General features: G+C 30.5%; 15 protein-coding genes and 1 tRNA gene. 11 read left to right on the top strand and 5 right to left on the bottom strand.

The genetic code is table 11. The features are described from left to right. The first annotated feature begins 167 nt into the window (after positions 1–167). The 7 genes from thrS to QVZ41_RS06305 all read left to right on the top strand — a co-directional run bounded on the left by thrS (position 168) and on the right by QVZ41_RS06305 (position 6,070). A complete protein-coding gene (gene thrS / locus QVZ41_RS06335; RefSeq protein WP_302883707.1) occupies positions 168–2,114 on the top strand; it encodes a threonine--tRNA ligase in 1,947 nt (648 codons plus the stop codon). An 86-nt stretch (positions 2,115–2,200) separates the two neighbouring features. After that, the gene (infC, locus tag QVZ41_RS06330) at positions 2,201–2,719 is read left to right on the top strand and encodes a translation initiation factor IF-3 (protein WP_073121368.1); all 519 of its coding nucleotides are present in this window, start codon (positions 2,201–2,203) and stop codon (positions 2,717–2,719) included. A 130-nt stretch (positions 2,720–2,849) separates the two neighbouring features. Continuing rightward, complete coding sequence (rpmI, locus tag QVZ41_RS06325) at positions 2,850–3,047, top strand: 50S ribosomal protein L35 (RefSeq protein ID WP_068824420.1); 198 nt, start codon at positions 2,850–2,852, stop codon at positions 3,045–3,047. Between the two features lie 152 nt (positions 3,048–3,199). After that, positions 3,200–3,544: a 50S ribosomal protein L20 gene (gene rplT / locus QVZ41_RS06320; protein ID WP_302883706.1), complete on the top strand. Its 345-nt coding sequence runs from the start codon at positions 3,200–3,202 to the stop codon at positions 3,542–3,544. 90 nt (positions 3,545–3,634) lie between these two features. Continuing rightward, the gene (locus QVZ41_RS06315) at positions 3,635–4,333 is read left to right on the top strand and encodes a TerC family protein (protein WP_302883705.1); all 699 of its coding nucleotides are present in this window, start codon (positions 3,635–3,637) and stop codon (positions 4,331–4,333) included. Positions 4,334–4,628: 295 nt separating this feature from the next. After that, complete coding sequence (locus tag QVZ41_RS06310) at positions 4,629–5,486, top strand: hypothetical protein (protein ID WP_302883704.1); 858 nt, start codon at positions 4,629–4,631, stop codon at positions 5,484–5,486. A gap of 5 nt (positions 5,487–5,491) precedes the next feature. Continuing rightward, positions 5,492–6,070, top strand: coding sequence for a hypothetical protein (locus QVZ41_RS06305; RefSeq protein WP_302883703.1), 579 nt, complete (start codon positions 5,492–5,494; stop codon positions 6,068–6,070). Between the two features lie 80 nt (positions 6,071–6,150). Here the strand turns inward: QVZ41_RS06305 and QVZ41_RS06300 are convergent, their stop codons facing one another. The 3 genes from QVZ41_RS06300 to pta all read right to left on the bottom strand — a co-directional run bounded on the left by QVZ41_RS06300 (position 6,151) and on the right by pta (position 10,193). Beyond that, positions 6,151–6,759, bottom strand: a complete 609-nt coding sequence (locus tag QVZ41_RS06300; protein WP_302883702.1) for a hypothetical protein — start codon at positions 6,757–6,759, stop codon at positions 6,151–6,153. 155 nt (positions 6,760–6,914) lie between these two features. Next, positions 6,915–8,099, bottom strand: coding sequence for an acetate/propionate family kinase (locus QVZ41_RS06295; RefSeq protein ID WP_302883701.1), 1,185 nt, complete (start codon positions 8,097–8,099; stop codon positions 6,915–6,917). 3 nt (positions 8,100–8,102) lie between these two features. Then, the gene (gene pta, locus QVZ41_RS06290) at positions 8,103–10,193 is read right to left on the bottom strand and encodes a phosphate acetyltransferase (RefSeq protein WP_302883700.1); all 2,091 of its coding nucleotides are present in this window, start codon (positions 10,191–10,193) and stop codon (positions 8,103–8,105) included. Positions 10,194–10,286: 93 nt separating this feature from the next. Between pta and QVZ41_RS06285 the strand changes: the two genes are divergently transcribed. After that, positions 10,287–10,808: a DUF1697 domain-containing protein gene (locus tag QVZ41_RS06285; protein ID WP_302883699.1), complete on the top strand. Its 522-nt coding sequence runs from the start codon at positions 10,287–10,289 to the stop codon at positions 10,806–10,808. Between the two features lie 55 nt (positions 10,809–10,863). Here QVZ41_RS06285 and QVZ41_RS06280 read toward each other — a convergent pair whose 3' ends face one another. Then, positions 10,864–11,541 carry an FKBP-type peptidyl-prolyl cis-trans isomerase gene (locus QVZ41_RS06280; RefSeq protein WP_302883698.1) on the bottom strand — a complete coding sequence of 226 codons (678 nt, stop codon included), beginning with the start codon at positions 11,539–11,541 and terminating at the stop codon, positions 10,864–10,866. A gap of 71 nt (positions 11,542–11,612) precedes the next feature. Here QVZ41_RS06280 and QVZ41_RS06275 point away from each other — a divergent pair, with 71 nt between their 5' ends. Together QVZ41_RS06275 and QVZ41_RS06270 are read left to right on the top strand one after the other, a co-directional pair. Continuing rightward, the gene (locus tag QVZ41_RS06275; RefSeq protein ID WP_302883697.1) at positions 11,613–11,999 is read left to right on the top strand and encodes an RNA-binding S4 domain-containing protein; all 387 of its coding nucleotides are present in this window, start codon (positions 11,613–11,615) and stop codon (positions 11,997–11,999) included. Between the two features lie 12 nt (positions 12,000–12,011). Further along, complete coding sequence (locus QVZ41_RS06270) at positions 12,012–12,512, top strand: phosphoribosyltransferase family protein (protein ID WP_302883696.1); 501 nt, start codon at positions 12,012–12,014, stop codon at positions 12,510–12,512. Between the two features lie 4 nt (positions 12,513–12,516). On the opposite strand, the gene QVZ41_RS06265 is transcribed toward QVZ41_RS06270, so the two are convergent. After that, positions 12,517–13,026, bottom strand: coding sequence for a shikimate kinase (locus QVZ41_RS06265; RefSeq protein ID WP_302883695.1), 510 nt, complete (start codon positions 13,024–13,026; stop codon positions 12,517–12,519). Between the two features lie 100 nt (positions 13,027–13,126). Here QVZ41_RS06265 and QVZ41_RS06260 point away from each other — a divergent pair. Further along, positions 13,127–13,199: transfer RNA gene (locus QVZ41_RS06260), tRNA-Lys, on the top strand. Positions 13,200–13,250: the final 51 nt, after the last annotated feature.

Raw genomic sequence — 13,250 nt, 5'->3', positions numbered from 1 at the left:
AAATTGTATAATTTACATCTCAAAGAATCTGATCTTGTAAAAATAAGGTTAAAATTTTAAGATAAATTCTTTACCAAAAAACAAGTTTCTTAGCCCCAATACTTTGTTCTATATACTTTTGTACTTTATACTTTAAATGTATCTTTGCTCAGCAAAAAATATTTATAATGATTAATATTACTTTACCCGATGGAAGTGTAAGAGAGTACGAAAAAAACAGTACTCCAATGGATGTGGCTATGAGCATTAGCCATGGTTTAGCAAGAAATGTAATTTCTGCAAGCTTTAACGGAACCACCGTTGAAACCAAAACCCCATTAACCACAGACGGTAACTTAACCTTATATACATTTGAGCAACCAGAAGGTAAAAAAGCTTTTTGGCACTCTTCTGCTCACGTTTTAGCTCAAGCTATTCAACAATTATATCCTGGAGTAAAACTAACCATTGGTCCTGCTATTGAAAATGGTTTTTACTACGACATTGATTTTGGGGAACACAAAGTTTCTGAAACCGACTTTCCTAAAATTGAACAACGTTTTTTAGAATTGGCTAGAGGAAAACACGAATTTACTTTACGTGAAGTTTCTAAAGCAGATGCTTTGGCTAAATACAAAGAAGAAGGAAATCCTTTTAAAGTTGAGTTGATAGAAAACTTAAATGATGGAGAAATTACTTTCTGTGATCATGATGATTTTACTGACTTATGTCGTGGAGGTCATATTCCAAACACTGGAATTCTAAAAGCTGTAAAAGTAATGAGTGCTGCAGGTGCTTATTGGAGAGGTGATGAGAAAAATCCTCAGTTAACTCGTATTTATGGAATTTCATTCCCTAAAGCCAAAATGTTAACTGAATATTTAGAGTTGTTAGAATTAGCCAAACAACGTGACCACCGTAAATTAGGAAAAGAATTAGAATTGTTTACTTTTTCTCAAAAAGTAGGACAAGGATTGCCTTTGTGGTTACCTAAAGGAGCTGCTTTAAGAAGTAGATTAGAAGACTTTTTAAAGAAAGCTCAGAAAAAAGCAGGTTATGAAATGGTGATGACTCCTCATATTGGTCAAAAAGAGTTATATGTAACTTCTGGACACTATGAAAAATATGGTGAAGATAGTTTTCAGCCTATCAAAACTCCAAAAATGGATGAAGAGTTCTTGTTAAAACCAATGAACTGTCCACATCACTGTGAAGTTTATAATTATAAACCTTGGTCATATAAAGAACTACCAAAGCGTTATGCAGAATTTGGTACAGTTTACAGATACGAACAAAGTGGAGAATTACACGGTATGACTCGTGTACGTTGTTTTACACAAGATGATGCACATATTTTCTGTACTCCAGATCAATTAGACCAAGAATTTAAAGATGTAATTGATTTGGTATTATATGTATTTGGTTCTTTAGGTTTTGAAGACTTTACTGCACAAGTATCGTTAAGAGATCCTGAAAATCCATCTAAATATATTGGTTCTGATGAAAATTGGAACAAAGCTGAAAATGCAATCATCAATGCAGCTAAAGAAAAAGGATTAAACTACGTGATAGAAACCGGTGAAGCTGCTTTCTACGGACCTAAGTTAGACTTTATGGTAAAAGATGCCTTAGGAAGAAGTTGGCAATTGGGAACTATTCAAGTAGATTACAATTTACCTGAAAGATTTGACTTAACTTACAAAGGTTCTGACAATGCAGAGCACAGACCAGTAATGATTCACCGTGCTCCTTTTGGATCAATGGAACGTTTTATTGCAGTGTTATTAGAGCATACAGGAGGTAATTTCCCTCTTTGGTTAATGCCTGAGCAAGTTATCATCCTACCAATCAGTGAGAAATATCAGAAATATGCCGAAAAAGTTTCAGGATTGCTAGAAAATTCCGAAATTCGCACGCTAATTGACGACCGAAGTGAGAAGACAGGTCGAAAGATTAGAGATGCAGAGGTTAGTAAGGTTCCATACATGATTATTGTAGGGGAAAAAGAAGAAGGAGAAGAAAGCGTATCCGTAAGAAAACACGGAGAAGGAGATTTGGGAACTTTTTCAATACAAGATTTCATTAAACATGTGTCTGATGAAGTAGCCAAAACCTTAGTAGCATTTAATAAATAAGAGTTTAATTTCTCATAGCAATATGAGAGTAAAAAGATAAAGCCATAGCAATTAAGAGAAGAAGGTCTAAAGGACCTGCAAGAGTTATTAAAGAAAATCCACACAGAATTAACGAACACATTCGTTACGTGGATGAGGTACGTTTGGTTGGAGAAAACATTGAAGTAGGTGTTTACCCTCTTGCCAAAGCAAAGCAAATAGCAAAGGAACAAGAATTAGATTTGGTAGAAATTTCTCCAAAAGCAGTTCCTCCTGTTTGTAAAATTATAGATTATAAGAAGTTCTTGTATGAGCAAAAGAAACGTGATAAAGTTATCAAAGCGAAAGCTTCTAAAGTAACTGTAAAAGAAATTCGTTTTGGACCTCAAACAGATGAACACGATTACGAGTTTAAAAAGAAACACGCTATCAAGTTTTTACAAGATGGTGCAAAATTAAAAGCGTACGTATTCTTTAAAGGACGTTCTATTATATTTAAAGACCAAGGGCAAATTTTATTATTAAAATTAGCTCAAGAGTTAGAAGAATATGGTAAAGTAGAACAAATGCCTAAATTAGAAGGTAAACGTATGATTATGTTTCTTGCTCCGAAAGTAAAAAAGTAAATACTAGTTTACAAAGTTTTAAAAAGTAATAAAGTTAAAAGTTTACGCACTGTAGACTTTAATACTTGACAGACTTTTAACTTTTATGACTAAAAAAATAAAATAAGCAAGAATTAAAACTTAAAGAGAGATGCCTAAATTAAAAACAAAATCAAGTGCTAAGAAGAGATTCAAAGTAACTGGTACTGGAAAATTAAAAAGAAAACACGCTTTCAAAAGTCACATCTTAACAAAGAAGTCTAAGAAACGTAAGTTGAAATTAACTCATGATGGGTTAGTTCACAAAAGTGATGAGTCAAACATCAAAAATCAATTAAACTTAAAGTAATTTAAGTTTAAAAGGGAATATTAAATTATTAACCATGGAGTGGGCTTTAAGAATTAATAATTATTGAATTACGAGTTACGAATGATACATTCGTAATTACTAATTGAGAATTCGTAATTGAAAATCGCCTTACTACAAAAAACATTGAAATTATGCCTAGATCAGTAAATTCAGTAGCTTCAAGAAATAGAAGAAAAAAAATCTTGAAGCAAGCAAAAGGTTACTTTGGAAGACGTAAAAACGTTTACACAGTAGCAAAAAATGCGGTTGAGAAAGCAATGAGCTATTCTTACCGTGATAGAAAAAACAAGAAAAGAAGTTTCCGTGGATTATGGATTACTCGTATCAACGCTGGTGCTCGTATTCATGGATTGTCTTATTCTCAGTTTATGGGAAAAGTAAAAGCTAATAATATCGAATTAAACCGTAAGGTTTTAGCAGATTTAGCGATGAACAACCCAGAAGCTTTTAAGGCCATCGTCGAAAAAGTAAAATAAATTTAAAATAACATCTTGCTTATATTTTAACCCTCTAACTTTTGTTAGAGGGTTTTTTATTTGCTTAAATTTGACTAGAAAAACTAAACTATGTTGCAAGAAATTATCATCCCACTAATCACTTTGGTGTTTTTAGAGGTCGTATTAGGAATAGATAATATTATTTTCATCTCCATTTTAACTGACAAACTTCCTGAAGAAAAAAGGGATAAACTTCGTGTTATAGGATTATCACTAGCAGCCGTTATTAGAATTGGTTTACTAACAGTTGTTTCATGGATTTTAAGATTAGACAATGCGTTATTTACTGTGTTAGGTATTGGTTTTAGCGGAAAGAACCTCATATTGTTTGGTGGAGGTGTCTTTTTACTTTACAAAGCAAGTACAGAAATATTTCATCATACAGAGAATCATCAAAACAATCCTGATAAAGTAGTGAAGAACCCTACTTTTAGAAATTTACTAATTGAAATATTATTGTTAGATATTGTGTTTTCTATAGACTCTATTATAACTGCTGTGGGAATGGTCAGTAATTTATATGTGATGTATGCTGCTATTATTGTGAGTGTTTTAATTATGATTTTTGCTTCTAAACCTATTGTGAATTTTATCAACAAACATATTTCATTTAAAATATTAGCACTTTGTTTTTTAATGATGATTGGAGTCTCACTAATTGGAGAAGGATTGCATTTTGAAATTCCTAAAGGATATATTTATTTCTCTATGCTATTTGCCTTTTTGGTAGACTTGATACAGATTAAAACAGTTAAAAATAATCCCTAAGTAAATATTTTATTAACCTACAAGATTTTACTTAACTGATTAAAAACTAGATTTTATATTTGAATTTGTATATCTATAATAAAAATATTAGTTTTAAATAAAAAATTCTATTCTATTCTATTCTATTCTATTCTATTCTATTCTATTCATTGCTTTAGTTAATTGTTCTGAAGAAAACTTTGATAGTCAAGACATAATATCTACATGTGACACTCATATTAAACAAGTAAATGAACTTTCAACAGAGACAGAAGTACTTAATTATGTTTTAAATGATAAAGATAGTTTATTGAAAATGAACAATATTAAACTTATATCATATAAGAAATTTAATAACACTTATAAAAACAGAGTTATTGAAAACTTTGATAATGAAACCACAATTATTCTTAATCGTATTGATTTTAATGGTCAAAATTCTACAATATATAATCGTAACGAATTAAACCAATATTCATTTCACATAACTGAAAACAAAACCAAAAATGACTACATTATTAAAAAGAAAGAATTTATAAAAAAAATTACTAAAGAAAACCCAAACATCAAATTATTTAATCTCAGGTGGTTAATTAAAGAAAAAGAATATAACACTATAACATATTTTAAAAAAGGGGAATTATTATATGATGATATATTATCTAACTATTATATTTTAACTTCTAACTCAAAAAAATCACATAACAAAAAAAGTAAAATATATAACTTAGGTGACACATGTACTGCAAAAGAAAATATGACTGATCAACCTATAAGTTATTATGACGAAGTAGACCATATACTTCAAGTACCATTCTATAACCAACCAGCTGCAACTGCTTATAGTAATATTACTGTTACAGGTTTTCAAAGCCATCTAAATTGTGATAAGTACATTACTACATATAATGCTGATCATTACGCTAAAGGATCAAGTTTTGGTGCTGCAACATCTGAGGCTAGAATAATTCAATTTAAACCATTCACTCCGGCTACTGGTCCTGGTTATTGTGAATACGCATTAGCTGTCGCACTAACGCTTAAAAACCCATTTAGTACTGTAACAATCAACTTAAGCTTTCAAGGGGGTAGTTTTACTTATTCTAATTCCAGCAGTGGAAGTACAACTTTTGATCAAACATCAGCTTATATAAACTCTAATAATTTAAATTAATTAGTATGAAAAAGTATATTTTAGTTTTAGTAATTATTTTAATAAATAATAACATTAGTTATTCTCAAACAAATAATACCTCTACAATTTTTAACGAGAATTTTAAAGAAGCTCTAAAACATTGGAAAACACATCTTGACTATATTAAAGAGCATCAATCTACAATCTTTAATAATCCAAATTTGAAACTAATTAGCTATAATCTATTAGATAAAGAAGGAGATTTAAATGCTCAAGACTTCTTAAACATGCCTATTGATAGTTTACAATTGATTCCAGTATCAGTTTTTGATGACAAAAGCAAAAAAGAAATGTTACAAGACAACTATAATGTTAAATCCACCATAGATTTAGTATTATTCTCTGAGATGTCTATAAAAAAACAATATAATATTATTGCACAGAAATTTTACTTTATATCGAACTATATTTTTGATAAACAAACGAAGCTTTTAAAGTTAACATGGAAATATAAAAAACGTGAGTTCCACACATATTGTGTAGTTTTTAATAATAAAATTATTTATGATATTATTTTAATGAATACAAGTATCATTCATGGAAGTAGATCTAGAACTAAATAATTTATTTTTATAACCTAATTCTGCAAAGAATAATCATAAAAACCTCGACAGGAATTTCTATCGAGGTTTTTATTTAAAATTTAGAAAAAATATCTAAACCCAACCGATAAATCGGAATCTCCTAAACTTGTAGTTAGAGCACTAGAGTTACCACTAATGAATTCAGTATCATATGTTCTATATGAATATCCTAAAATATTATTAAATCCTACTTTTATAGATATATGCTTATTAATTACACAACTAATATTGGGTGCTATGCTTAAATTGTAGTTTCTACTTTTTACTCCTTCATTATCGTTATTAGAATAATTAAACTCACTAGATAAGCTTAAAAAGAAACTCTTATAAATCTTATAATATTTTTCTGCGAACACCCCTACTCTATAATTATCAGATTCATTGGTACTTTCAACCTGATTTGAGAGTCTTGTATTTTTTACCTTAATATACCTTCCGTTAATACCAATCAATAAATTGTCTTTAATAAAATAACCTATTGTTGGATTTATAGAATAACCTTTACTTTCTGAAGTATCTCCATCTTCAGTTTCATTATCGGAATCATAAGTATTAATACTTCCACCTATGGTAAAATTCCCTTTTGAATAAGGTGATTCAAATTCCGTTTCTTGAGCAAACATGCCCATAGTTGCTAAAAACAACACACTAAGTAATACTTTTTTCATAACATTTTTTGTTTTTTAATTATATACAACATCAAAAACAATAATGCAACCAAAGCCAAGAACTCAATATTAACAAAACATTATCTAAACAAAAAGAAAAAGGTTTACCACACTTATGTAGTAAACCTTTTTTATAAAATTATTAGAAAGTTTTTTTAAATCAACTCATAACACTGTTTTGCTATTTCTAATTCTTCATTTGTTGGAATGATGATTATTTTAACTTTTGATTGTTTTGTTTGTACTTCAACCAATTCTTTAGCTCTAATATTGTTTAAATTATCATCTAATTCAATTCCTAAATACGATAATTGATTACAAATTAATTTTCTTAAATCGACACTGTTTTCTCCTGCCCCAGCAGTAAAAACAAGCGCATCTAATCCATTCATAGCCGCTACATAAGCTCCAATATATTTTTTTACTCTATAGGCATATAATTCTAAAGCCTCAGTACAATCCGAATTTCCATTTTGTGATTGGCTGATTAAATCTCTAAAATCTGAATAACCTGTCATTCCTAACATGCCGCTTTCCTTATTTAAGATATTACTTACTTCATCAACAGAATATCCTAAGTTTTTAATCAAATGTAATACTACAGATGGATCTATATCTCCTGTTCTAGTTCCCATCACCAATCCTGTTGTTGGAGAAAATCCCATAGAATGATCCACACATTTTCCATTTTCTACGGCTGATACCGAAGCTCCATTCCCAATATGCAACGTAATTAATTTGGTATTGGTAGTCCCCAAGAATTCATTGGCTTTTTCGGATACATATTTATGACTCGTTCCATGGAATCCATAAACACGAATCTTTTTTTCTTCGGAAATTTGCTTAGGTAAAGCGTATTTATAAGCTATAGATGGCATGGTTTGATGAAAAGCCGTATCAAAAACTACAATTTGTTTGGCTGCTGGAAACAACTCTTCACAAACTTCTATCCCTAATAAATTGGCTGGATTATGCAAAGGAGCTAAAGAAAATAAATCTTTAATTTTTGATTTCACCTCAGGAGTCACCAATCTTGTCTTAGAAAATGTACTTCCTCCATGAACAACTCTATGTCCAATAAGTTTTAAATCATCTGTGGTTTTTAACACTCCAATTCTTTCATCCAATAAATAAGAAACTAACTTAGACAACCCTTCTTTATGAGTCGCAATAGCACTTTCTACCTCAACTCCTTCTCCATTGATAGGATTGTATACAAATTTTGAGTTTTGTTGTCCTATACGCTCTATTAATCCGTTGCACACCACATTTTCTGATGGCATTTCTATCATTTGATACTTTAGAGAAGAACTCCCTGAATTGATAACTAATACATTCATATTCTATAATTCTTGTGCTTGAATGGCTGTGATAATAACTGTGTTAAAAATATCATCTACGGTACAACCTCTACTTAAATCGTTTACGGGTTTGTTTAACCCTTGCAACATTGGACCAATAGCCAACGCTCCTGTTTCTCTCTGAATGGCCTTGTATGTATTATTTCCAGTATTTAAATCAGGAAATATTAAGACTGTCGCTTTTCCTGCCACTTCAGAATCTGGCATTTTACTTTTTGCTACCCCAGGATCAACCGCAGCATCATACTGAATAGGTCCTTCTATTTTTAAATCTGGACGTTTTGCTTTTACAATTTCTGTTGCTGTACGAACTTTATCTACTTGTGCTCCTTTTCCTGAGGAACCAGAAGAATAAGACAACATAGCCACTCTTGGTTCTATTCCAAAATTAGCGGCGGAATCTGCTGAAGAAATAGCAATTTCTGCCAATTGCTCTGCTGTAGGATCTGGGTTGATAGCACAATCTCCAAAAACAGAGACTCTATTCTCCATACACATAAAGAAAACAGACGATACAACCGACACATTTGGTTTGGTTTTAATAAACTGTAATGCTGGTCTAATAGTATGTTGTGTGGTGTTTACAGCTCCCGAAACCATTCCATCTACCAACCCTTTGTGCACCATCATGGTTCCAAAATAAGACACATCTGTCATGGTATCACGAGCCATGTCTATATTTACGCCTTTGTGTTTTCTTAATTCATAAAAAGTATTCACAAAATCTTCAAAATACTCGGACTTTGCTGGATTTATAACTTTAATTTTATCAAAGTTAATCGCAATTCCTATTTTTTCAGCTTTTAATTTTAGTTCTTCTAAATCCCCCAAGAGTGTAACATCTACAATATTTAAAGTAGCTAACATTGCTGCTGCTTCTAAAACTCTAGGATCATTTCCTTCTGGTAAAACCACCTTCTTTTTATGTTTCTGAGCCCTATCTACCATATTATATTGAAACATTTTAGGAGTCATTCCTTTGGTTTCAAATTTGATTAACTTATTGGTTAATTCTTCTGTAGGTACGTATTTGTTAAAAATTCTTAAGGATGCTAAAATTTTATCGGTGTTTTCAGAATAAATCTGAGCTTGAACATTGGCTACATTGGTAGCAGTTTCAAACGTTCCCGTTTTTACAGATAAAATAGGAACAATATCAGACAATCCATCAATCAACCTTAAAATAGTTGCTTCGGGTTTTAAACCTCCTGTTAGCACAATTCCTGCTACTTTAGGGTAATTTTTAGAACTATTGGCTTGTAAAGACCCTAAAATAATATCAGCTCTATCACCCGGTGTTACCACCAAATAATCTTCTACATAATGTTCTAAATGGTTTCTTAACTGCATGGCTCCTACCCCATATGCACTAATAGGATTGTTTAGTCCCGATGCCCCAAACATGACTTCTGCATCTAACTCTCTTACAATTTCTGCAACCGTAGGATTTGATAATTTATTAGAAAATGGCACTGCACAAGTCACTACTGATTTGGGTACTATTCCTGAAAGACGTTTTTCTGTTTTGTTTAAGTTTTCTTTACTTACTTTATTTACAATCACCGATAAAACCTCTACATCTCCATTTTGAAAAGTATCATAAATCAACTTTGTGTTTTCAATAGTATTATCTACTGAACCTTTAGAAGCTTTGCTAATGATTAATACTGGAATCCCTAAATTCTTAGCTATATCTACATTTAATTCTGCTTCTACAGAAGTAGCATCTCCTTCAAAATCTGTTCCTTCTACCAATATAAAATCATATTTAGATTCCATTTTTTTATATTGTTTGATAATAGTATCAATCACATCCCCAATTTTCCCTTGATTTCTTTTAGCGATGACTTCTTTACCCGTAAATACAAAAGCATCTTGATAATCTATATCTAAATCAAAATGAGAAATAATGGTTTCTATATGAAAATCTTTCTTGTTTTTTGCTACCGTAATTATGGGTTTTAAGTAACCTACTTTTGTTGTTTTTCCTAACAGCAACCTCATCAAACCTAAAGTTACAATAGATTTTCCACTGTTTGAATGGGATGCTGCAATGTAAATAGCTTTACTCATAATGTAATTATTTTTATAACAAAAGTAAGATAATTAAATCCTGTAAAAACTAATATAAATCATACTTTTAAATATTGATAAAATTTATTTACTATGATATATGTAGTATTCTTAAGAGGTATTAACGTTAGTGGAAAACACAAAATAATCATGAAGGACTTTGTGGACATTCTTTTAGAAAACCCCAAATTATCTGTCGTTAAAAGTTATATACAAAGCGGGAATTTTGTAGTGGAAAGTAGCTTGCAAGAGACCAAAGAGGTAAGTGATTTATTTTCTGAAATCATTTTAAAAGAATATAAATATGATATCAAGGCTTTTGCTTACACTTTAAATGAGTTTAAAAACATATATGATGATTATCCATTTAATATCAGAGAAAAAAATGATTATGTTACTTTTCTATCATCAGTTCCTGATGAGGAACAAGTAAACAACGTAAATAATGGAGCGGATGCTTTAATTCTTAAAAATGATGTTATTTATATTCAATATGCTACAAAATATAGCGATTCTAAACTAAACAACAATTATTTTGAAAAACAATTAAAAGTTACAGCTACTACTAGGAATATAAAAACAGTGAGCAAACTAATGAAAATAGCTGAAAAATAAAAAAACATCTGTTAGATGAAACAGATGCTTTTTATAAAATTTATTTTATTATTGACTATAAATCTTCTCCGTAAGAAACTACTAGTCTTAAGTCTATTTTAAAAATCAAAGACTCATTAGGACTAATGGCCCCACTTCCAGAATTTTGATATGCTAATCCCGAAGGAATAATCATAAATCCTTTTCCCGTTCCAGAATATTCCCTTGGTAACTCTGGATCTGGTTCACTGGCAAAACCTCCTCTAAAAACAGCTAAACCTACTTTCCATCCTTCTATTAATCTATCTAAATATAAAAAGGTATCATTTAAGTCACTTTCTTGGTATACAATTTCATTTCCATCAGCATCTTTTTTCAAAGAAGAAAGTTTATATGCAATATTAACAGCATCGTCAGCATCAGGACTTCCTTTTACAACACCTTCGTCTTGATTACCTGCATCTTCGTTTAATCCTTGTTCATATACATAAGAATACATCACATAATCTACACCATTTACATTCGTTTCCAGCTCTTGTAAATTTGGATCATCTTTTAAAGGTGTTTGAGTGGCATCTATTTCTTTAATTTCTTTGGTGGCATCATCATAGTAATGAGTTGTTATATACTCATCTATTATTGGTTTTTCTATTACATATTGTGCAGCGTGATCAAACGGCTCAAAAGAGTTTGTATCTTCACAACTTACTATAATTGTTGCCACTAGGGCAAAACATAATTTTTTAAAATTCATTATTGAACGTTTTAGAAGACGCAATTTACAATTTTCATATCTTAGCGGAAAGAAACAAACAAAAATAACACATGCGAATTGACAAATATTTATGGGCCATTAGAATGTTTAAGACTCGATCTATAGCAACTGAGGCATGTAAAAAAGGTCATGTTAAGATTAACAATGTTAATGCCAAACCTTCTAAAGACGTATATATTGGTGAAAAATTAATTGTTCGCAAAAACCAAATCAATTATCAGCTAGAAGTTTTAGACGTTCCGCCTAACAGAGTTGGTGCTAAATTGGTAGATTTATACAGAAGAGACACCACTCCTAAAGAAGCTTTTGATCATTTAGATTTATTAAAATATTCTAAAGATTATTACCGTCAAAAAGGTGCAGGTAGACCTAGTAAAAAAGATCGTAGAGATATAGATGACTACCAAGAAAACAATAACTTTAATACCGAAAATTAAATTCATTATTATATGAACAAGTCCATTATTTTAAATCATCAAGAAATCACACAAAAAACAAGAAGAATTGCTTTTCAAATTTTAGAAAGCCATTGTGATGTTGACGAAATTATTTTAGCAGGAATTAATGGTAATGGATTTATTTTTGCTGAACACATTAAAGATCATTTAGAGCAAATTTCTGATTTAAAAATTACTTTATGTGAAGTAATATTAGACAAGAAAAATCCTCTAAACACCATAGAAACTAGTATTTCTAAAGAAAATTATACTGACAAACATATTGTTTTAATAGATGATGTTTTAAACTCTGGAAAAACACTTATTTATGGAGTTAAGCATTTCTTAAATGTTTCTTTAGCTTCTTTTAAAACAGCAGTTTTGGTAAATCGTAATCATAAAGAATATCCTGTAAAAGCAGACTTTAAAGGAATTTCTTTGTCTACTTCTTTACAAGAATCTATAAAGGTTGATTTTAGTAACGAAGAAGATTCGATAGCATATTTATGTTAAGCTACTAAAGAGCCGAAACAATTTCATTCGCAATGGTTTGAACAGGTTTATCATCTACAGAAACAGCAATTTTTGCTTGTAAATAAAAATGACGTCTTTCAAACAAATGTTTTCCAATAAATTCCGCTAATTCCTCATCTGCTATTCTAGCGATTAAAGGTCTTTTTGCTTTTTCTGGTAACAACCTACTTACCAAAGTTGGAATGTTAGCACTTAAATATACAGAAATAGATTTTTGGTTAATGATTTCCATATTCTTTCCAAAACATGGGGTTCCACCTCCTAGAGAAAGTATAAAAGCTTCTTCATTATCTAATAACTCTAACAAACAAGTAGTTTCTAATTTTCTAAAATAGATTTCTCCGTTCTCTTTAAAAATATCAGCAATTGTTTTTCCTTCTTTAGTTTCTATATAATCATCTAAATCTATTCTTTTTAAATTCAAAGAGTTAGCCAATGCATTTGAAATAGCAGATTTACCACATCCCATATATCCTAATAAAACTAATTTCATCATTTTTAAATCTAAGTATTACCCATGGCAAATATCATGTAAAAAACTAGCTAAAAAAAGTTTCGTCCCTAAAAAAAACCTTTATATTTGCACTCTCATTGACCTGGTAGCTCAGTTGGTAGAGCATCTCCCTTTTAAGGAGAGGGTCCTGGGTTCGAGCCCCAGCCCGGTCACATAAAGCCTCCTTTTTTTAGGGAGGCTTTTTTATTTTACAAGAAACATCA

Source organism: Wenyingzhuangia gilva, from assembly GCF_030519655.1.
GTDB classification, from domain to species: domain Bacteria; phylum Bacteroidota; class Bacteroidia; order Flavobacteriales; family Flavobacteriaceae; genus Wenyingzhuangia; species Wenyingzhuangia gilva.
This window is presented reverse-complemented; position numbering and strand designations above follow the sequence as displayed.